The following is a 21,526-nucleotide window of genomic DNA, read 5'->3' on the forward strand; positions in this document are numbered from 1 at the left end:
CCGTTTCCCTCGACGCGGTTGTTTGGCTCTTCCCGTTCAACCGTCGTCACTCCAGGCCGCTGCCATTCAGCGGCCTTTTTTCGTTGTGGTCTGAAAGCCGTTTGGTTCGTCTGTAACAACAAGAAACATCAAGCGCCTCAAAATATAGAGGTGCCAGTTGACCCAAGGAGCTCCATTGCACGTGCGTTACCCAGTCCGCTTTACTCCGTTGTTCATTGCAATTGCCGCAACGATGGCATCTTCCGCTCACGCCGATGAGCCTGCCAAAGAAGGTTTCGTCGAAGGCTCGAGCCTCAACCTCAACGCCCGCAACTACTACATGAATCGCAACCGCTTGCAGCAGGCGGACGACAACATCGAGTGGGGTCAAGGCTTTCTCGGCATCTTCCAGTCGGGTTACACCGAAGGCACGGTCGGTTTCGGCATCGATGCCCACGCCATGCTCGGGCTGAAACTCGACGGCGGTGGCGGCACGGACGGTTCGAGCATCCTGCCGGTTCGAGAGAATGGCGGCAAAGCGCCGGGCTCATTTTCCACGGCGGGCGGGACGCTGAAGATGCGTGCGTTCGACACTGAACTCAAGGCCGGCGACTTGTTCCTCACCAACCCGGTGATTGCCGGCGGTGAATCGCGCATGCTCCCGCAAACATTTCGTGGCGTGAGCCTGACCAACCACAGCTTCGACGGTTGGTTGATCGAAGGCGGCCAGGCGAGTTTCACCAAACCGTACAACCAGAGTGGCCACAAACGCATCGGCACCTCCTACGGCAGCCTGGCCGATGGCGACGACAGCCAGCACCTGAACTGGGCCGGCGTGGCCTGGAGCGGCGTTGAAGGCCTGACCAGTAGCCTGTATGCGTCCGAGTTGAAGGACATTTGGAACCAGTACTACTACGACCTGGATTACACCTGGCAGTTGAACGATCTGGTCAGCCTCAACCCTGGCCTGCATTTCTATCACACGCAGGACACCGGTGATGCGCTGCTCGGCAACATCGACAACAACACCTACAGCCTGCATTTCACTGTCGGCGTGGGCAGCCACAGCGTTACTGCCGCGTATCAACGGGTCAATGGCAATACGCCGTTCGATTACATCAGCCAGGGCGACAGCGTTTACCTCGACAACTCGCAGCAATACTCGGACTTCAACGGCCCGAACGAGCGCTCGTGGAAACTCAAATACGCCTACGACTTTGCCGGCCTCGGCCTGCCGGGACTGACCTCGGCGCTGTCCTACTCGCGCGGCACCGTGGATCTGACCAAAGTCGACCCGGACAGCAAGGGCTATTCCAACTGGTACAGCGCTGAAGGTCGCAATGCCAAGCATTGGGAACGCGACATCGACCTCAAGTACGTGGTGCAAAGCGGCCAGGCCAAAGATCTGGCGGTGCGCCTGCAATGGGCGACCAACCGTGGCGGCAATGGCTACGGCGCGATTGATTCGGATACAGATGAATACCGCGTGATCGTCGACTACCCGATCAACGTCTTCTAAGCTGTGGCGAGGGATTTATCCCCGATGGGGCGCGCAGCGCCCCTGTCTTCACTGAAAAATCAGGGGGCCGCTGCGCAGCCCATCGGGGATAAATCCCCTCACTACACAAATCCCCCAACCGATAACCCCATCATGATCGCGAGCCGTACCCCACCCGTTACGGGCAAGACCGGACGCCCCGAGTTGCTGCTGATCTGCGGCAGTTCACTGACCGTGATCGCGATTATCTGCATCGTCACCTTTCTGCTGATTCGTGAGCACGCCAACGCTCAGGACTCGGCCACCCGCAGCGCCACCACCATCGCGCAATTGATCGACGCCGACGTCCTGCGCACGGTCGAACTGTACGACCTGACCCTGCAAGGCCTGATCGCCGCCGCCCAGCGTGATGACTTGCGCGACGTCACCCCAGAGATTCGCCATCTGGCGCTGTTCGACCGCTCCACCACCGCGCGCTTCAAAGGCGACATCCTGCTGCTCGACAAGCATGGCGAGGTGATTGCCGACTCCTCGCGGGTCGACCCCAAACCGGGTAATTTCGCCGACCGCGACTACTTCCTCGCGCACGCTTTCAACCGTGATGTCGGCATGTTCATCAGCCGCCCGTTCAAAACCCGCTGCGACTGCGATGAGGCCAATCAATGGCGCATCAGCTTCAGCCGGCGCATTTCCTCGGACACCGGGGAGTTCATCGGCGTGGCCGTGGCGTCGATGAAACTCGACTACTTCGATCAGTTGTTCAACAGCCTCGACATCGGCAAAAACAGCACGCTGAACATCATCGACAACGACGGCGTGCTGCTCGCGCAGAAGCCCTATCTGCAAAGCGACTCCATCGGCAAGAGCTTCGGCAATCGGCCCAACGTGGTGCGGATTCTGCGCGACAAGGATGGTAATGGCAGTTTCACCAGCATTTCGAGTATCGACCATCAACGGCGCCTCTACACCTATTCGCGGGTTGGCAATCTGCCGCTGACGGTGATGGTCGCGCTCTCCAGCGATGAGGTATTTGCCACTTGGCGCCGCACCGCGATATTGATCAGCGGCGCGACTGGCGTGCTGTGCGCGGGTTTGCTGTGGCTGACCTGGCTGCTCGCCCGCGAACTGCGTTTGCGCCAGCGGGCCGAGCGTGAACTGGCGCAACTGGCGGCCACGGATGCGCTGACCGGTGTCGCCAACCGGCGGATGCTTGATCAGTCGTTGCGCCACGAATGGTTCCGCGCACAGCGTTCGGGCCAGCCGATATCGGTGATGATGATCGATGCCGACCATTTCAAGGCGTTCAATGACCGCCACGGCCATCCGGCCGGGGATCAGGCGTTGAAAACACTGGCCCGAGTGATCATTGAAAACGTACGACGACCGGCGGATCTGGTTGCACGTTACGGTGGTGAGGAGTTTTCGGTGATTCTGGCCGAGACCGACAGTCATGGGGCGCAGCAGATTGCCGAGCATATTCGTCAGGCGGTTGAGCAGTTACCGCCGGTCGACGGTGCCGAGAGGCCGATGACGGTGAGTATTGGCATCGCGACCTGGACGGCGGCGAGTGAGATGACCCTGGAGCAGCTGTTGTTTGCGGCGGACAAAGCGTTGTATCAGGCCAAGGAAAGTGGGCGCAATCGGGTGGTGGTGGCTTCCTGATAGATATAGTGGCCTCACTGGCCCTATCGCGAGCAGGCTCACTCCTACAGGGGAATGCATTTCAAATGTAGGAGTGAGCCTGCTCGCGAAGAGGCCGGCCCAGGCAACACAAAAACTAAGGGCATAAAAAAAGGCCATCCGAGGATGGCCTTCAAAAAACTAGAGAGGTTTTTTACTTACACCGCCGCAACAGGGCGCATGTAAGAGATCGGTGCGGTACTGGCGTCTTCGAACGTCACCACTTCCCAGGCATCTGTCTGCTCAATCAATTTGCGCAGCAGCTGGTTGTTCAGTGCGTGACCGGACTTGAAGCCTTTGAACTCACCAATCAGGCTGTTACCCAGCAGGTACAGATCGCCAATGGCATCGAGGATCTTGTGCTTCACGAATTCGTCTTCATAGCGAAGGCCGTCTTCGTTCAGTACGCCATCGGCATCGACCACGATTGCGTTTTCAACGCTGCCGCCGAGTGCGAGGTTGTGCTTGCGCAGGTACTCGATATCACTCATGAAACCAAAGGTACGGGCGCGGCTGACTTCTTTTACGAACGAAGTGCTGGAAAAATCCACGCTTGCACTTTGGGTGCGGTCCCGGAATACCGGGTGATCGAAATCGATCTCGAAGCTCACCTTGAACCCTTCGAAAGGGACGAAAGTGGCGCGCTTGTCGCCGTCTTCCACTGTCACTTCACGCAGGATGCGGATGAATTTCTTGGCGGCGTCCTGTTCTTCCAGGCCAGCCGATTGAATCAGGAATACGAAGGGTCCAGCGCTGCCATCCATGATCGGGACTTCGGACGCGGAGAGCTCGACGTAGGCGTTATCGATGCCCAGGCCAGCCATGGCCGAGAGCAAGTGCTCTACCGTGTCCACTTTGACGTCGCCGTTAATCAGCGTCGTCGACATAGTGGTTTCACCGACGTTTTCCGCGCGGGCAGGGATCTGCACCACAGGGTCGAGGTCAGCGCGACAAAACACAATGCCAGTGTCGACAGGCGCAGGCTTGAGGGTCAGATAGACCTTCTCACCGGAGTGCAGGCCTACACCTGTGGCACGGATAATATTTTTCAGTGTGCGTTGTTTAATCATGGCTTGGGCCGCTTCAGCGCAAATTGCGAACTGGTATCAACAAAGGCTGGCGATAATAGCAGACCGAGCCTTTGCTGAACACCAATCACCTTCATAGCCCTGATACATTCCATCAATCGGCCTGACGACGCAGGAAGGCCGGGATGTCCAGGTAGTCCAGATCATCTTGCGGATTCATCTTCGCGGCAGCCGCAGCACCGGCCTGAGCCTGGTTGCGCATGACGGTCGGACGGTCCAGATCACGGTAGTTGACCGCTGGCGCTTCCTGACGAGCCGCAGCCGGTTGTTGTACCTGGGAGGCAGCCATGGAAGTGTGAACGGTGTTGTCGATGACCTTCACAGGCTTCTCGATTTTCGCGCCCAGACCGGTGGCTACTACGGTTACGTGCAGCTCGTCGCGCATGTCCGGATCGATAACAGTACCGACCTTGACCATCGCGTGCTCGGAAGCGAAGGCTTCGATGATGCTACCCACGTCGGAGTACTCACCCAGAGACAGGTCAGGACCGGCGGTGATGTTCACCAGGATGCCGCGTGCGCCTTGCAGGTTCACGTCTTCCAGCAGCGGGTTACGGATCGCCGCTTCGGTGGCTTCACGTGCACGGTTCGGACCGCTGGCGCAGCCAGTGCCCATCATCGCCATGCCCATTTCGCTCATCACGGTACGTACGTCGGCGAAGTCGACGTTGATCATGCCCGGACGCTTGATGATGTCGGAGATACCGCGAACGGCACCGGCCAATACATCGTCAGCCTTGGCGAAAGCCGACAGCAGGCTGGCGTCTTTACCGAGGATGGTCAGCAGCTTCTCGTTAGGAATGGTGATCAACGAGTCGACGCTTTCGGACAGCATGCGGATGCCTTCGTCGGCGATCTGCATACGCTTGCGGCCTTCGAACGGGAACGGACGAGTCACGACCGCAACGGTCAGAATGCCCATTTCCTTGGCCACTTCGGCAATGATCGGTGCAGCACCGGTACCGGTACCGCCGCCCATGCCAGTGGTGATGAACACCATGTTGGTGCCCTGCAGGACTTCGGCAATGCGCTCACGGTCTTCGAGAGCGGCCTGACGACCTACTTCAGGGTTGGCGCCGGCACCCAGACCTTTGGTCACACCGGTACCCAGTTGCAGAATGGTTCGCGCGCCGATGTTTTTCAGCGCTTGAGCATCAGTGTTGGCGCAGATGAATTCAACGCCTTCAATGTTGCTTTTGACCATGTGGTTGACAGCGTTGCCGCCGCCACCGCCGACACCGATAACTTTGATTACCGGGCTTGCGGGGATGTTGTCTACGAGTTCGAACATTTTCCCTCTCCTTACATTCTCTAGTTTTTTCGCCTACTGCATTTTTGTCGCGGTGCATCTACTGCTACTGCTTGCCGCTCGAAGCTTGACGCTTCCAGCTGCTTTTAAAAGTTGCCTTGAACCCACTTCTTCAATCGGTCCAGCAACGGCGCCTGTGGCTCTTCGTTGCTGTAGCTGTCGCGGCTGCCGATGCCCGAGAACGAGATCCCGTCGGACTGCTTTTGCAGGCCGTACATCAACAAGCCAACGCCAGTGGAATAAATCGGGTTACGCACCACGTCATCCAGGCCTTTGACGCCGTGCGGCACGCCCAGACGAACCGGCATGTGGAAGATTTCTTCGGCCAGTTCAGTGGCGCCTTCCATCTTCGACGTACCGCCGGTGAGGACGATGCCGGCCGGGATCAGGTCTTCGTAGCCGCTGCGACGCAGCTCGGCCTGAATCAGCGTGAACAGTTCGTCGTAACGCGGCTCGACCACTTCGGCCAGGGCCTGACGCGACAGTTCGCGCGGTGGACGGTCGCCAACGCTTGGCACCTTGATGGTTTCACCGGCACCGGCCAGTTTGGCCAGGGCGCAGGCGTAACGGATCTTGATTTCTTCGGCGTACTGGGTCGGAGTGCGCAACGCCATCGCGATGTCGTTGGTCACCTGATCACCGGCAATCGGGATCACGGCGGTGTGACGAATCGCACCTTCGGTGAAGATCGCGATGTCGGTGGTGCCACCGCCGATATCGACCAGGCACACGCCCAGCTCTTTCTCGTCGTCGGTCAGTACCGAGTACGCAGACGCCAGTTGCTCAAGAATGATGTCGTCGATTTCCAGACCGCAGCGACGCACGCATTTTTCAATGTTCTGTGCGGCGTTGACGGCGCAGGTGACCACGTGAACCTTGGCTTCCAGGCGGACGCCGGACATGCCCAGAGGCTCGCGCACACCTTCCTGGTTGTCGATCACGTAATCCTGCGGCAGGGTGTGCAGCACGCGCTGGTCAGCCGGGATCGCCACAGCCTGGGCGGCGTCAAGAACGCGCTCAAGATCAGCCGAGCTGACTTCGCGATCACGGATCGCGACGATGCCGTGGGAGTTCAGGCTGCGGATGTGATTGCCCGCCACGCCGACGAACGCCGAGTGAATGCGGCAGCCCGCCATCAGTTGGGCTTCTTCGATCGCGCGCTGGATCGATTGCACGGTGGATTCGATATTGACCACCACGCCCTTCTTCAGGCCACGGGACGGATGCGTACCGATCCCGACGATTTCCAGCGAGCCGTCGTCGGAGACCTCGCCGACCAGCGCCACCACCTTGGAGGTGCCGATATCGAGACCGACGATCATTTTGCCGCTTTGCACGTTTGCCATGGGTCCTGCCTCTTCTTAATTCTTTGCGACAGCGGGTTTGTCTGTCGTCGGCGCTACAGGTTCCCGCCAGCCAACAGCGAGGCCGTTGGCGTAGCGCAGATCGATGCGCGCAATGTTCGTAATCTGGTCTTTAAGTGTCTTGTCATAGATGGCGATGAAGCGGCGCATCTTTTCCACCAGGTTGCCGCGTCCCAGCAGCAACTCGATGCCGGGGCCGGAACTGCCGGCACCGGTGGTCAGGAACCAGCTACCGCGTTCACGCAATTCCAGGCGCGCAATCGAGAAGCCCAGCGGCCGCAGCATCTGGCTCAGCACCTGATACTGCTGCATCACTTGCTGCTGGGCCCGTTGTGGGCCGAACAGCTGTGGCAGGTGTTCGTAGTTCGCCAGCTCCTTGGGCGTGAACGCCTGGCCCTGGTTGTTCAGCAACGACTCGTCGCCCCAACGGGCCACCGGCAGTTGCTCTTCGAGGCGGATCACCACTTGATCCGGCCACACACGGCGTACTTCGGCGTGGGCGATCCAGGGCATCTGCTCAAGCTCGGTACGCATGCCAGCCAGATCGATGGTGAAGAAGCTCGACGCCACGTACGGGGCGATCCGCTGCTGCACCGCTTGCTGGCTGATGTAGCTCAGGTCGCCCTGCACGGCGATCTTGGTGATCGGTCGGTCGGCGTACGGCAGCAAACGCGTTGCGCCTTCGTACGTACCAAAGCCCAGTACCACCAACAGCACCGGCCAGAACAGGCTTTTCAGAAAGCTGAAATTGGCTTTCGGCAGGCGCGCGGACATCGGCTCTTTGGCCACCATTCGGCTGGCACCCCGCGGCACCGGCTTGCGGCCGGGTGCGGGTGGCTGATGTCTGAGCTGAGCGCCTTGCATGGTCTTAACCTCGCGCCTCTTGGGTTACTGCGCCTTCAACACTGGCGGCCAGAATGGCCAGCACCAACTGCTGGAAATCCAGACCGGCAGCACGTGCCGCCATCGGCACCAGACTGTGATCTGTCATTCCCGGTGCGGTGTTTACTTCCAGGAACCAGAACTGCCCGTCGGCGTCCTGCATGACGTCCGCCCTGCCCCAACCGGCAATCCCCAGCGCCTCACTGGCCTTGGCCGTGAGATCCATGAGTTCCTGTTCCTTGGCGGCATCGAGCCCGCACGGAATGCGGTACTGGGTATCGTTGGCGATGTACTTGGCGTCGTAGTCGTAGAACGTGTGCGGTGTACCCAGGGCGATAGGAGGCAACACCTGGTCACGCAGGGTGGCGATGGTGAACTCCGGACCTTGGATCCATTGCTCAACCAAGACTTGCGAATCGTAGGTACTGGCCGCTTTCCATGCGTCGATCAACTCGGACGCAGAACTCACTTTGGCCATCCCGATACTTGAACCTTCATGCGCCGGTTTGACGATCAAAGGGAAGCCCAGTTCCGTCGCCGCGGAAATACAATCGGCTTCGCTGCACAGCACGGCGTGACGCGGCGTCGGAATCCCGAGGCTGTGCCAGACCTGCTTGGTGCGCAATTTGTCCATCGCCAGTGCGGACGCGAGGATGCCGCTGCCGGTGTAGGGAATCCCGGCGACTTCGAGCAGGCCCTGCATGCTGCCGTCTTCACCGCCACGGCCGTGAAGAATGATGAACGCGCGGTCGATTTTTTCACTCAGCAGACGCTGCAGAATATCGGCGCCAACGTCGATGCCGAACGCGTCCACGCCAGCGCTTTGCAGCGCGTCGAGCACAGCATTACCGGATTTCAGCGAAACCTCACGCTCGGCACTCAGACCGCCAAAGAGCACGGCAACGCGGCCGAAGTCTTTCGGCGCGATAGTGGAAAACAGCTTGGCGTAGGCAGCAGTCATTTCAACTTCCCCTCGACCGACGCCGCCACGGCGCCAGCGAACAATTCACTTTTCAACAGCTTCGGCGCGAGACCGCCGATATCACCGGCGCCTTGGCACAACAGAATGTCGCCAGCACGCAGCAGCGGCTTGACCAGCGGCGCCAGATCAACGCCACGCTCGATGTAGATCGGGTCGAGCTGACCGCGCTGGCGGATGCTGTTGCACAGTTTGCGGCTGTCAGCGCCCGGGATCGGCTCTTCGCCGGCCGGATAGACTTCCATCAGCAGCAGCACGTTGGCATCGGCCAGTACATTGACGAAATCGTCGTACAGGTCGCGGGTGCGGCTGTAACGGTGCGGCTGGTAGACCATCACCAGACGGCGCTCCGGCCAGCCACCACGCACGGCTTTGATTACGGCCGCGACTTCGGTCGGGTGGTGACCGTAATCGTCGACCAGCATCACGTTGCCGCCGTCCACCGGCAGTTCGCCGTAGACCTGAAAGCGTCGACCGACGCCCTGAAAACCCGACAGGCCCTGAACGATGGCTTCATCGCTGACGCCCTCGTCGGACGCAATGCAGATGGTCGCCAGCGAGTTGAGCACGTTGTGGTTGCCCGGCATGTTCACGGAAACATCCAGCGGCTCGCGGTCAGGACGCAGCACGGTGAAGAAGGTCTGCATGCCTTGCTGACGCACATTGATTGCACGCACGTCGGCATCTTCGCTGAAGCCGTAGGTCACGGTCGGACGTTTCACCAGCGGCAGGATTTCGCGCACGACCGGGTCATCCAGGCACATCACGGCCAAACCGTAGAACGGCAGGTTGTGCAGGAACTCGACGAAGGTTTTCTTCAGTTTGTTGAAGTCACCGTCGTAGGTCGCCATGTGGTCGGCGTCGATGTTGGTGACCACGGCCACCAGCGGTTGCAGGTGCAGGAAGCTCGCATCGCTTTCATCGGCTTCGGCGATCAGGTAACGGCTGGTACCCAGTTGTGCATTGGTGCCCGCAGCATTCAGTCGACCACCGATGACGAACGTCGGATCGAGACCACCGGCGGCGAATACCGAAGCGATCAGGCTGGTAGTAGTGGTTTTGCCGTGGGTACCGGCAACGGCGATGCCGTGGCGATAGCGCATCAACTCGGCGAGCATTTCCGCACGCGGCACCACCGGAATGCGGCGCTCAAGGGCGGTGGCGACTTCCGGGTTGGAGGTGTTCACAGCGCTCGACACCACCAGTACGTCGGCGGTCGCGGCATTCTCGGCACGGTGGCCGATGAAGATGTGCGCGCCGAACGATTCCAGACGCTCGGTGACCGGCGAAGCTTTCAGGTCGGAACCGGAGACTTCATAGCCCAGGTTCAACAACACTTCGGCGATGCCGCACATGCCCACGCCGCCGATGCCGACGAAGTGGATGCGACGGATGCGGCGCATTTCCGGTTGCGGCATGGCTTTCTGATTCTCAACCATGGGCCACCTCCAGACAGGTATCGACCACGCTACGGGTGGCATCGGGTTTCGCCAGACGGCGGGCGGCTTGGGCCATATCTTCGAGTCGTTGCGGTTGCATCAAGACCTCTGTCAGGCGCGCGGCAAGGTCCGCGGCACCAGTCGTTCTTTGCGGCATCAGGAAGGCAGCGCCTTCACGGGCCAAATAATCGGCGTTGCGGGTCTGGTGATCGTCGATCGCATGGGGCAAAGGCACCAGCATCGAGGGCAGACCGGCGGCAGCCAGCTCACTGATGGTCAACGCGCCTGCGCGGCACACCACCAGGTCAGCCCAGCCATAGGCCTGGGCCATGTCTTTGATGAACGGCTGCACCTGCGCATCGACGCCGGCGGCGCGGTAGCGCTCTGCAGTCACTTCATCGTGGTTTTTGCCGGCCTGATGAAACACTTCCGGGCGCAAATCGGCAGCGACTTGGGCCAGGGCTTCAGGCAGCAATTTGTTCAACGGTTCTGCGCCCAGGCTTCCGCCGAGGATCAGCAAACGCGCTTTGCGACCGGCCAGAGCAGGTCGCGATGTGTCGAGGAACAGCTCGCTGCGCACCGGATTTCCGGTGGTACGGCGGGTGTCCGACAGAGTAAAGGTGTCGGGGAACGCTTCACACACCCGGGCGGCGAACGGCACCAGCAACCGATTGGCGGTGCCAGCGACGGCGTTCTGCTCGTGAACGATCACCGGTACGCCGGCCAGTTTCGCGGCAAGACCACCGGGGCCAGTCACATAACCACCGAAGCCGACCACACACACCGGCTTCAGACGGCGAATGATCGCCCGCGCCTGCCATACCGATTTCAGCAGCATGAACGGCGCTTTGAGCAGCGATAGCTTGCCCTTGCCGCGCAGGCCGGTGGCATTGATCCGGTGCAGTTCCAGCCCTGCGGCTGGCACCAGTTCGTTCTCGATCCCACGTGGCGTGCCGAGCCAGTGCACGGTGTAACCGCGCGCCTGAAACTCGCGGGCACAGGCCAGCGCCGGGAATACGTGGCCGCCGGTGCCGCCGGCCATGATCAATACGTTAGCGCCCATGATTCGGCTCCTCAGCGAAGTCGCTCTCATGGAATTCCATCTCTTCACTGCCCAGGTGGGTTCGACTCTCCCACTCGATCCTCAGTAGCAAGCCGAGACAGGCACAGCAAATCACCAACGAACTGCCGCCATAACTGAGGAACGGCAGGGTCAGCCCCTTGGTTGGCAAGAGGCCGACGTTCACACCGATGTTGATCAGGAACTGACCAATCCACAGGAACGACAGACCGTAGGCCACATAAGCGGCGAAGAACTGTTTGGCTTTCTCGGCCCACAAGCCGATGTACATGCCGCGAATACACACGAACACGAACAGCGCCACGGTGCACAACGAACCGACCGCACCAAGTTCCTCAGCCAGAACCGAGAACACGAAGTCGGTGTGCGCTTCCGGCAGGTAGAACTGCTTCTGCACGCTGTTGCCCAGGCCTACGCCCAGCCACTCGCCGCGACCGAACGCGATCAGCGCTTGCGACAGCTGATAACCGGCGCCGAACTGGTCGGCCCACGGGTCGGCGAAGTTGGTCAGACGCGCCATCCGGTACGGCTGCATCTGAATCAGCAAGACCACCGCCCCGACCGCCAACACCACCATCAGCGAGAAACGGAACAACCCGACCCCGCCAAGGAACAGCATCGCGGCAGCAGCGCCCATCATGACCACGGTGGCACCGAAGTCCGGCTCCATCAGCAACAGGCCGGCCATCGGCAGCAGCACGATGAACGGTTTGAAGAAGCCCATCCAGCTCTCGCGCACTTCCTTCTGGCGACGCACCAGATAACCGGCGAGGTAGATCACCACGAATACTTTGGCAATTTCGGACGGCTGCACATTGAAGAAGCTGAAACCGATCCAGCGCATCGAACCGTTCACTTCGCGACCGATGCCGGGGATGATCACCATCACCAGCAAGCCGAACGCACCAATCAGCATCAGCCAGCCGAGGCGCTGCCAGGTAGCGATCGGAATCATCATGGTGACGATGCAGGCGCCCAATCCCAGCACCACATAAATAAGGTGGCGAATCATGTAATACAGCGGACTGCCCGACTGCGCAGCCGCCACTTCGGTGGAAGCCGAGGCGATCATGATCAGACCGAGACCGAGCAGCGCCAGGCAACCGGCGAGCATCGGGAAATCGAGGTCGATGCCGCGCCCGGTGATGATCGGCGACGGATACGGTTTGATGATATTGCGCAGGCTCATGCCAATTCCTCCACGGCGCGGACGAACTGGTGACCACGGTCTTCGTAATTCTTGAACATGTCGAAACTGGCGCAGGCCGGCGACAGCAGCACCACGTCACCCGGTTGAGCAGCGGCGCGGCATTGCGCAACGGCGTCAACCAGCGAGGTCGCGCGAATCAGTGGCACGGCATCACCGATGGCTTCGCCGATCTTGTCGGAGTCGCGGCCCATCAGGATCACGGCGCGGCAGTTGGCCGCCACCGGATCACGCAGATCGTTGAACTCGGCACCCTTGCCATCGCCGCCGGCGATCAGGATGACCTTGCCGTCGATGTCCGCACCGAGGCCTTCGATGGCCGCCAGCGCGGCACCAACGTTGGTGGCTTTCGAATCGTTGTAGTAAGCGACGCCGTTGAGATCACGCACCCACTGGCAGCGATGCTCCAGACCGGCAAATGTGCGCAGCGCCGAAAGCATGGCGTCGAACGGCAGGCCGACCGCATGACCAAGCGCCAGCGCCGCGAGGGCGTTGGACTGGTTATGCGCGCCGCGAATCTTCAGCTCACGCACCGGCATCAGGTTCTGGAATTCGAACGCGAGGTATTTCTCGCCGTCCTCTTCACGGATACCGAATGCCTTGAAATCCGGTTTGGTCAGACCGAAGGTCCAGCACGGCTGGCCCTCGCCCATCAACGGACGGCTGAGCGCATCCTGGCGGTTGACCACGAACTGCCTGGCACCACGGAAGATCCGGTGCTTGGCCAAATGGTACGCCGGCAGGCCGCTGTAGCGATCCATGTGGTCTTCGCTGATGTTCAACACGGTGGCCACTTCGGCGTTGAGCTGGTCGGTGGTTTCCAGTTGGAAACTCGACAGCTCCATCACGTACAGCTCGACGTCATCGCTGAGCAGGTCGAGCGCCGGAGTGCCGAGGTTGCCGCCGACGGCGACACGTTTGCCGGCCGCAGCCGCCATCTCGCCGACCAAAGTGGTGACGGTGCTTTTCGCGTTGGAGCCGCTGATAGCCACGATCGGCGCCTGCGCGTTACGCGCGAACAGCTCGATGTCGCCGGACAGTTTCACGCCACGGGCCGCAGCGGCTTGCAGGGCCGGGGTCGCCAGCGCCAGACCGGGGCTCACGTAGAGCTCGTCGGCACGGCACAGGAATTCGACGTCCAGCTCGCCACAACGCACTTCCACGTGCGGATAGTCACGCTTGAGCGCGGCCAGTTCCGGTGGATTTTCCCGCGTATCAGCCACAGCAAACGACGTGCCCCGGTTCGCCAGGAAGCGAACCAGGGACATGCCGCTCTTGCCGAGGCCGACAACGATGCGGAAGTGGTCAGAAGCGATCAGAGACACTCGTTCTACCTCAGCTTCAGGGTGGCAAGGCCGATCAGCACGAGAATCACGGTGATGATCCAGAAACGGACGATCACGCGCGGCTCGGGCCAGCCCTTGAGTTCAAAGTGGTGGTGTATCGGTGCCATGCGGAACACACGGCGACCGGTCAGCTTAAAGGAAGCAACCTGAATGACGACTGACAGGGTTTCCATCACGAACACGCCGCCCATGATGAACAGGACGATTTCCTGACGGACGATCACCGCGATGGTGCCCAGTGCCGCGCCGAGTGCCAGGGCACCGACGTCACCCATGAACACTTGCGCCGGATAGGTGTTGAACCAGAGGAAGCCCAGGCCGGCACCGATCAGCGCACCGCAGAACACGATCAGCTCGCCCGCGCCCGGCACGTAAGGGATCAGCAGGTATTCAGCGAATTTCACGTTACCCGACAGGTAGCAGAAGATGCCCAGACCGCCGCCAACCATCACCGTCGGCATGATCGCCAGACCGTCGAGGCCGTCAGTCAGGTTGACCGCGTTGCTCGAACCGACGATCACAAAGTAGGTCAGCACGATAAAGCCCAGGCCCAGCGGAATGCTGTAGTCCTTGAGCATCGGCAGAATCAGCGTGGTTTCCACCGGGGTAGTGGCGGTCATATAAAGGAAGATCGCTGCGCCGAGGCCGAACACCGACTGCCAGAAATACTTCCAGCGACTCGGCAGACCACGCGAGTTTTTCTCGATGACTTTGCGGTAATCGTCGACCCAGCCAATGGCGCCAAACAGCAGGGTCACCAGCAACACAGTCCAGACATAACGGTTGCTCAGGTCAGCCCAGAGCAGAGTGCTGACGCCGATCGAAGACAGAATCAGCGCGCCACCCATGGTCGGCGTACCGGATTTCGACAAGTGCGATTGCGGACCATCGTTACGTACGGATTGACCGATCTGACGGTTCTGCAAAGTGCGGATCATCCACGGGCCATAGCACAGCGACAAAACCAGCGCAGTCAGCACACCGAGAATCCCGCGCAGGGTCAGGTACTGGAAGACCGCGAAGCCTTTGTAGAACTGTTGCAGATACTCCGCTAGCAGCAGCAGCATTAATGTTTCTCCAGACTGGACCCGCACAGAGCCGCAACGATGTTTTCCATCGCTGCACTGCGCGAACCCTTGATCAAAATGGTGGTGTTTGTGTCCTGCTCGGCGTCGAGGGCCTGAATCAGTTCGGCTTGCGTGCCGAAGTGATGCGCCTGTTCACCGAAAGCGTTTACGGCGTGAACCATGTTTGGCCCAACGGCATAAAGCGCGGAAACCTTGCCCCGGGCGTATTCGCCCACGTCGCGGTGCCCCTGCTCCGCCCAATCGCCCAACTCGCCGATATCTCCGAGCACCAGGACGGTGCGGCCGGAAAAGCCGGCGAGTATATCAACGGCCGCGCACATCGAGGTGGGGTTTGCGTTGTAAGTGTCATCGATCACGCGCATACCGTTTTTCGCCAGTTGCGCGACGGTGCGACCCTTGACCGGTTGCACGGCGCCAAGCCCGGTGGCGATGCCGAACAGCGACACGCCCAAAGCGTGCGCAGCAGCGGCGGCGGCCAAGGCGTTAGCGACGTTGTGAGTGCCGAGCAGGTTCAGTTGAACGCGCTCGACACCTTCAGGTGTATGCAGATTGAAGGCCGGGCAGCCACGGGCGTCGGTGGTCAGATCGCTGGCATGGAAATTCGCCTGAGTGTTGCTCAGGGCGAAAGTCAGCACCTGGCGAGCGCCCGCGCGGGTCTTCCAGATGCCGAAGGCCTTGTCATCGAGATTGAGCACGGCGACGCCATCAGCCGCCAGCCCGTCGATGATTTCACCCTTGGCTTCAACGATTTTTTCCGGGCCGCCGAACTCACCGACGTGAGCGGTGCCGGCATTGTTCAAGATTGCCACATGCGGCTTGGTCAGCCCGACGGTGTAGGCGATTTCACCGAGGCGCGAGGCACCCAGTTCGATGACGGCCGCCGTGTGTTCCGGGGCCAGTTCGAGCAGAGTCAGTGGCGCGCCGAGGTCATTGTTCAAATTGCCGCGAGTCGCCAGCACCGGACCGCGCGTGCGCAAGATGCTCGCGAGCATTTCCTTGACGGTGGTCTTGCCGCTGGAGCCGGTGATCGCGGCGACTGGCTGAGTGAATGCAGCACGGTTCAGCGCCCCCAACTGGCCGAGAGCCTGACGGGTGTCCTTGACCAGCAATTGCGGCAACGTACTGTCGGCGACTTCACGCTCGACCAGTGCGGCAACGGCGCCTTTGGCGGCGACGTCGTTCAGATAATCGTGACCGTCAAAGCGCGGACCGGTCAGGGCAATAAACAGTTGGCCAGGCTGGATCGCACGGCTGTCGATGCTGACGCCGTCGAAGCTGGCATCAGCAGCGATCAAGCGTGCATCGAGCGCATTGGTCAGTTCGCTGAGTTTGAGGGCCTTAAGCATGGGCCACCTCCCACGCGGTCAGCGCGTGATCGGCCTCGACCAGGTCGGAGAAAGCGTGGCGCTCGCCATTGATCTCCTGATAGTCCTCGTGACCTTTACCGGCCAGCACAATCACGTCATCGGCTGAAGCGCCGGCAATCAGTTGTGCAATGGCCTGACCACGACCGGCGACGAAGGTGACTTTATCCATAGCCGTGAAACCGGCGCGGATGTCATCGAAAATCACCGCAGGGTCTTCAGTGCGCGGGTTGTCGTCGGTGACCAGCACTTGATCGGCCAGACGCTCAACCACTTCGGCCATCAGCGGACGCTTGCCGCGATCACGGTCACCGCCGCAGCCGAACAGGCACAGCAATTGACCTTTGACGTGCGGGCGCAGAGCGCTCAGGACTTTTTCCAGCGCGTCCGGGGTGTGGGCGTAATCGACCACCACCAACGGCTGCGTGCCACCGCCCAGACGCTGCATGCGACCGGCCGGGCCTTCGAGTTTCGGCAGCACTTTGAGAATTTCGTCGAGCGCGTAATCCAGACCGAGCAAGGCGCCGACCGCCGCCAGGACGTTGCTCAGGTTGAAGCGACCGAGCAAGGTGCTGCGCAGATGATGTTCGCCCTGCGGCGTCACCAGCGTGGCGCGCACGCCGTGGTCGTCGAACTGCGCTTCGCGGCAGAACAGGTACGCGCTGCTGTCGAGCAGGCTGTAGGTGATCAAACGCGATTCACGTTTTTCAGCGGCCAGTTGCCGGCCGAAATCGTCGTCGAGGTTGACCACGCGGCACTTCAGGTCATTCCAGGCGAACAGCTTGGCCTTGGCCTCAGCGTACGCTTCCATGGTGCCGTGATAATCCAGATGATCGCGGGACAGGTTGGTCATCACCGCCACGTCGAATGCCAGCGCGGTGACGCGGCCCTGATCCAGACCGTGGGACGAAACTTCCATGGCCACGGCTTTGGCGCCGGCCTTTTTCAGGTCGCCCAGCGTCGCCTGTACGGCAATCGGATTCGGCGTGGTGTGCAGACCACTTTGCAGTGCGCCATAGAAGCCGGAACCGAGGGTACCGACGATACCGCAATGCTGACCTAGCAGATCCAGTGCCTGCGCAACCAGTTGGGTCACGCTGGTTTTACCGTTGGTGCCGGTTACGCCGACCAGATTCAGGTGATGGCTTGGCTCGCCATAAAAGCGACCAGCGATGTCCGACAGTTGCGCCGCCAGGCCTTTGACCGGAATCAGCGGCACGTCGGTGATCGGCAGCACGGTGGCGCCTTCCACTTCATACGCTACAGCAGCGGCGCCGCGTTGCAATGCATCGGCAATGTGCGCGCGGCCATCAAATTTGCCACCGGGCACGGCGAGGAACAAATCGCCTGCGCGCACGTTGCGGCTGTCCAGCGCCAATTCACGGATCAACAGATCGTGGCCGGCGTGGGGGAATATCTTGTTCAGACTTAATGACATCAGCCGCGCCCTCCATTGGCTTTCAGCGGAATGACTGGGGTGGCGTTGGCCTGCTGAGTGGTCGGCAGGTTGTCCGGAGTCACGTTCATCAGACGCAGGGTGCCGGACATCACACGGCTGAACACCGGCGCGGACACCAGACCACCGAAATAACCGGCCTTGGACGGTTCATCGATCACCACAACAATGGCGTAACGCGGATCGCTCATCGGGCCGAAACCGGCGAACAGCGAGCGATAGGAGTTTTCGGCGTAGCCCTTGGTGCCCACCGACGTTTTACGTGCAGTACCCGACTTGCCGGCCACGTGATACGCCGGCACCTGCGCACGGAATACGCCACGCGGGGCTTCGATCACTTGCGTTAGCATGCCTTGCATGGTTTTCGCGACAGCTTCCGGCAGCACTTGCGTCGTTTGCGGCGGCTTGTCGGTTTTGATCAGGGTCAACGGCGCGAGACGACCATTGTTGGCCAGCGCCGAGAAGGCATGAACAAGCTGAATCGCGGTCACGGAAATACCGTAGCCGTAGGACAGTGTTGCGGTTTCAGCCTTGCGCCATTCGCGGTAGTTCGGCAGGTTGCCGACACGCTCGCCCGGGAAGCCCAGGCCGGTGTCCTGGCCGAGGCCGACTTTCTGCGCGAGACGGTAAATGGTTTCGCCACCAATATCGAAGGCAACCTTACTCATGCCGACGTTACTGGAATTGATCAGAATGCCGGTCATGTCCAGCACCGGACCTTCGCTCTTGGAAACGTCCTTGATCGTGTATTTACCGATCTGCAGCGTGCCCGGATACACCTCGACGGTGTCGCTCGGTTTCCAGCGGCCGGACTCGATAGCGGCGCTCATCGAGATGGCTTTCATGGTCGAACCCGGTTCGAACACGTCGATCATCGCGCGGTTACGCATCATCGCCGGTTGCAGGTTGCGACGGTTGTTCGGGTTGTAGGTCGGCTGGTTGACCATGGCGAGAATCTCGCCGGTCTTGACGTCCATGATCACCAGGCTGCCGGCCTTGGCACCGTTTTCGATGATTGCGTTGCGCAGCTCGCGGTTGGCCAGATATTGCAGACGCAGGTCAATCGACAACGCCAAGGGCTTGCCGGCCTTGGCGTTTTTGGTGACCTGGACATCCTTGATCAGCCGTCCGCGCCGATCCTTGATGACCTGTCGTTTGCCCGGCACCCCGGCCAGCCACTCGTCGTAGGCGAGTTCGACGCCTTCGCGACCGTGATCGTCGATGTCGGTAAAACCAACCATGTGCGCGGTGACTTCACCGGCCGGATAGAACCGGCGGAATTCTTCGATGCCGTAAACGCCCGGCACTTTCAGGTCGAGTACAGCCTGGCCCTGCTCAGGCGTCAGCCCGCGCACCAGGTAAATGAATTCTTTGTTGGCTTGCGCTTCAAGGCGCTCGGTCAGGGCTTTCGGATCCTGACCCAGGGCGGCGGCGAGTGCGGGCCACTTTTCCTTGGCGGTCTGCATTTCCTTGGCGTTGGCCCACAGCGTGGTCACCGGGGTACTGACGGCCAAAGGCTCGCCGTTACGGTCGGTGATCAGACCACGGTGAGCCGGAATCGGGATATGACGCAGGCTGCGCGCATCGCCCTGACCTTTGAGGAAGTCACGGTCAACCACTTGCAGGTCGATGATGCGCCAGCAGATCGCCGCGACCATCACGCCGAGCAGCGCCACCATCAGGCGGAAGCGCCACGGGAACAATGCGCCTTCGAGTTTCATCATGGCGCCACCATCTTCACGTCAGCCGCGCCCGGAATGTGCATTTTCAGTTGTTCGGTGGCCAGCACTTCGATCCGGCTGTGCGCGGTCCAGGTGCTTTGCTCAAGAATCAAGCGACCCCACTCGGCCTGCGCCTTGTCGCGCACGCTGAGTTCGTTATAAAGGGTGTTGAGCAACTGACGGTTCCAGTGCGCGCTGTACGACACGGCGATGGCCGATACGAGCACGCCGATGAACAGCAGCAGCATCAAAAAGCTGCCGCCAGGCAGTGGCTTGGCGAAAAGCTTGCTCACCGCAGCTTCTCCGCGACGCGCATGACGGCGCTACGGGAACGTGGGTTGGCTTTGAGTTCGGCGTCGGAGGCCGTCTGCGCTTTGCCATGGACTTTGATTTTCGGTTCGAACGCCACGTGGCGAACCGGCAGGTTGCGCGGCAGGTTGTCGGCTTCGCCTTTCACCAGCTTGCGCATGAACAGTTTGACGATGCGGTCTTCCAGCGAGTGGAAGCTGATCACCACCAGACGACCGCCAACTTCCAGCGCTTCCAGTGCGGCTTCGAGGCCGGTTTCCAGATCGCCCAGTTCGTTGTTGACGTGAATGCGCAAACCCTGGAATGCACGGGTGGCCGGGTTCTTGCCCTTTTCCCATGCAGGGTTGGCGACCTTGAGCACTTCAGCCAGATCGGCGGTGCGCTCGAAAGGCGTGATATCGCGACGCTCGGCGACGGCACGGGCCATGCGCCCGGAGAAACGCTCTTCACCGTACTCCTTGAACACCCGGGCGATTTCCTCAGCCGGCGCGGTGTTGACGAATTCGGCAGCGCTGATGCCACGGGACGGATCCATGCGCATGTCCAGCGGGCCGTCGTTGAGGAAACTGAAGCCGCGCTCAGCATCGTCGAGCTGCGGCGAAGACACGCCGAGGTCGAGCAGAATGCCGCTGACCTTGCCGGCCAGACCTTGTTCGGCGACGACCGAACCCAGCTCGGCAAAGCTACGCTGCACAACGACAAAGCGGCCGTCTTCGGCCGCTAGCGTTTGCCCGGTGGCAATCGCTTGTGGATCTTTGTCGAACCCGATGAGCCGACCGTCCGTCCCGAGCTGGCTGAGGATCAGCCGGCTGTGGCCACCGCGTCCGAACGTACCGTCCAGATAGCAGCCATCAGGGCGTACGGCGAGAGCCTCGACGGCTTCGTCAAGCAGTACGGTGATGTGGTTAAAGCCGCTATCAATAGTCACAGGATCAAATCACGCAGTTCATCAGGCATAGCGCCCGGTTGTTGAATAGCAGCAAGGTCAGCGGCAGATACCGCGTCCCATGCATCCTCGTCCCACAATTGGAACTTGTTCAGCTGGCCCACCAGCATCGCGCGCTTATCGAGCTTGGCGTATTCGCGCAGACGCGGTGGAACCAGAAAACGGCCACTGCCATCGAGCTCGAGGTCGACGGCGTTGCCGATCAATAAACGCTGCAAGCGACGGTTCTCTTCACGAAGCGAAGGGAGTGCACGCAACTTGGTTTCAATAATTTCCCACTCGTCGAGCGGATAGACGCACAAACATGGATCAACGGCATCAATGGTCACGATCAATTGGCCGGAACTGCGCGAATCGAGCTCGTCACGGTACCGGCTCGGCATGGCGAGACGGCCCTTTGCATCGAGACTGATAGCGTTAGCTCCGCGAAACACGTCTGCGTTTCTCCAATTTTTATCGTTTTGAGCTCAAAAAACCCACTTCATGCCACTTTCCGCCACTTGCGCACACTATAGGAATGCGCCCACCACACCGTCAAGGCGCGGATTAAAGGAAAACCCTTACAGAACGGAGATTTAGGAGCATAAAAGGAGGAGCAACGAGAATCTGGCGCGGAGTTTCGACCCATAACTTGATGCAGCACTGAAAGCTGCGCTCGAAAGTTAAAGTAATTTGTTAAGAGTAAGATTTTTTCGGTATTACAAAAGCGCTTCTGCTGTTGATTGAAGCAGGGTGGGAAATGGCTATTACTGCATTTGCCGCTGCCGAACTTTCAGAGCAGGCCTGCTGA

The 21,526-nt window shown here is 60.4% G+C and carries 18 protein-coding genes; 2 read left to right on the forward strand and 16 right to left on the reverse strand.

Annotated features, from left to right (window positions below; translation table 11 throughout):
* The first annotated feature begins 181 nt into the window (after positions 1-181).
* Both JFT91_RS00225 and JFT91_RS00230 read left to right on the forward strand, forming a co-directional pair.
* Complete coding sequence (locus JFT91_RS00225; RefSeq protein ID WP_201231285.1) at positions 182-1,498, forward strand: OprD family outer membrane porin; 1,317 nt, start codon at positions 182-184, stop codon at positions 1,496-1,498.
* Positions 1,499-1,630: 132 nt separating this feature from the next.
* Positions 1,631-3,139: a sensor domain-containing diguanylate cyclase gene (locus tag JFT91_RS00230; RefSeq protein WP_201231286.1), complete on the forward strand. Its 1,509-nt coding sequence runs from the start codon at positions 1,631-1,633 to the stop codon at positions 3,137-3,139.
* 176 nt (positions 3,140-3,315) lie between these two features.
* Here JFT91_RS00230 and lpxC read toward each other — a convergent pair whose 3' ends face one another.
* The 16 genes from lpxC to mraZ all read right to left on the reverse strand — a co-directional run bounded on the left by lpxC (position 3,316) and on the right by mraZ (position 21,170).
* A complete protein-coding gene (gene lpxC, locus JFT91_RS00235; protein ID WP_007916984.1) occupies positions 3,316-4,227 on the reverse strand; it encodes a UDP-3-O-acyl-N-acetylglucosamine deacetylase in 912 nt (303 codons plus the stop codon).
* A 112-nt stretch (positions 4,228-4,339) separates the two neighbouring features.
* On the reverse strand, positions 4,340-5,536 hold the full coding sequence (ftsZ, locus tag JFT91_RS00240; RefSeq protein WP_095190806.1) for a cell division protein FtsZ: 1,197 nt from the start codon (positions 5,534-5,536) through the stop codon (positions 4,340-4,342).
* Positions 5,537-5,640: 104 nt separating this feature from the next.
* Complete coding sequence (gene ftsA, locus JFT91_RS00245; RefSeq protein ID WP_008082764.1) at positions 5,641-6,900, reverse strand: cell division protein FtsA; 1,260 nt, start codon at positions 6,898-6,900, stop codon at positions 5,641-5,643.
* Between the two features lie 15 nt (positions 6,901-6,915).
* A complete protein-coding gene (locus JFT91_RS00250) occupies positions 6,916-7,782 on the reverse strand; it encodes a cell division protein FtsQ/DivIB (protein ID WP_201146597.1) in 867 nt (288 codons plus the stop codon).
* Between the two features lie 4 nt (positions 7,783-7,786).
* Positions 7,787-8,761 (reverse strand): D-alanine--D-alanine ligase, encoded by a 975-nt coding sequence (locus JFT91_RS00255; protein ID WP_201146596.1) that lies wholly within the window; start codon positions 8,759-8,761, stop codon positions 7,787-7,789.
* Positions 8,758-10,218: a UDP-N-acetylmuramate--L-alanine ligase gene (gene murC / locus JFT91_RS00260; protein ID WP_201228436.1), complete on the reverse strand. Its 1,461-nt coding sequence runs from the start codon at positions 10,216-10,218 to the stop codon at positions 8,758-8,760. The genes JFT91_RS00255 and murC overlap by 4 nt, the downstream gene beginning before the upstream one ends.
* Positions 10,211-11,281 (reverse strand): undecaprenyldiphospho-muramoylpentapeptide beta-N-acetylglucosaminyltransferase, encoded by a 1,071-nt coding sequence (gene murG, locus JFT91_RS00265; RefSeq protein ID WP_064392864.1) that lies wholly within the window; start codon positions 11,279-11,281, stop codon positions 10,211-10,213. The genes murC and murG overlap by 8 nt, the downstream gene beginning before the upstream one ends.
* On the reverse strand, positions 11,271-12,488 hold the full coding sequence (gene ftsW, locus JFT91_RS00270; protein WP_007916996.1) for a putative lipid II flippase FtsW: 1,218 nt from the start codon (positions 12,486-12,488) through the stop codon (positions 11,271-11,273). The genes murG and ftsW overlap by 11 nt, the downstream gene beginning before the upstream one ends.
* Positions 12,485-13,831, reverse strand: a complete 1,347-nt coding sequence (gene murD / locus JFT91_RS00275) for a UDP-N-acetylmuramoyl-L-alanine--D-glutamate ligase (RefSeq protein WP_201231287.1) — start codon at positions 13,829-13,831, stop codon at positions 12,485-12,487. Before murD ends, ftsW begins: the two co-directional genes overlap by 4 nt.
* Positions 13,832-13,836: 5 nt before the next feature.
* On the reverse strand, positions 13,837-14,919 hold the full coding sequence (mraY, locus tag JFT91_RS00280; RefSeq protein ID WP_201146592.1) for a phospho-N-acetylmuramoyl-pentapeptide-transferase: 1,083 nt from the start codon (positions 14,917-14,919) through the stop codon (positions 13,837-13,839).
* Positions 14,919-16,286, reverse strand: a complete 1,368-nt coding sequence (locus JFT91_RS00285) for a UDP-N-acetylmuramoyl-tripeptide--D-alanyl-D-alanine ligase (RefSeq protein ID WP_201231288.1) — start codon at positions 16,284-16,286, stop codon at positions 14,919-14,921. Before JFT91_RS00285 ends, mraY begins: the two co-directional genes overlap by 1 nt.
* The gene (locus JFT91_RS00290; RefSeq protein ID WP_201231289.1) at positions 16,279-17,742 is read right to left on the reverse strand and encodes a UDP-N-acetylmuramoyl-L-alanyl-D-glutamate--2,6-diaminopimelate ligase; all 1,464 of its coding nucleotides are present in this window, start codon (positions 17,740-17,742) and stop codon (positions 16,279-16,281) included. Before JFT91_RS00290 ends, JFT91_RS00285 begins: the two co-directional genes overlap by 8 nt.
* Entirely contained in the window at positions 17,742-19,481 is a 1,740-nt protein-coding gene (locus JFT91_RS00295) for a peptidoglycan D,D-transpeptidase FtsI family protein (protein WP_201230578.1), read from the reverse strand. Before JFT91_RS00295 ends, JFT91_RS00290 begins: the two co-directional genes overlap by 1 nt.
* Positions 19,481-19,774 carry a cell division protein FtsL gene (gene ftsL, locus JFT91_RS00300; protein WP_007917008.1) on the reverse strand — a complete coding sequence of 98 codons (294 nt, stop codon included), beginning with the start codon at positions 19,772-19,774 and terminating at the stop codon, positions 19,481-19,483. The genes JFT91_RS00295 and ftsL overlap by 1 nt, the downstream gene beginning before the upstream one ends.
* Entirely contained in the window at positions 19,771-20,718 is a 948-nt protein-coding gene (rsmH, locus tag JFT91_RS00305) for a 16S rRNA (cytosine(1402)-N(4))-methyltransferase RsmH (protein ID WP_518524852.1), read from the reverse strand. Before rsmH ends, ftsL begins: the two co-directional genes overlap by 4 nt.
* The gene (gene mraZ, locus JFT91_RS00310) at positions 20,715-21,170 is read right to left on the reverse strand and encodes a division/cell wall cluster transcriptional repressor MraZ (protein ID WP_053154948.1); all 456 of its coding nucleotides are present in this window, start codon (positions 21,168-21,170) and stop codon (positions 20,715-20,717) included. Before mraZ ends, rsmH begins: the two co-directional genes overlap by 4 nt.
* Positions 21,171-21,526 lie beyond the last annotated feature (356 nt).

The organism is Pseudomonas sp. TH08 (genome assembly GCF_016651275.1).
Classification (GTDB): Bacteria; Pseudomonadota; Gammaproteobacteria; order Pseudomonadales; family Pseudomonadaceae; genus Aquipseudomonas.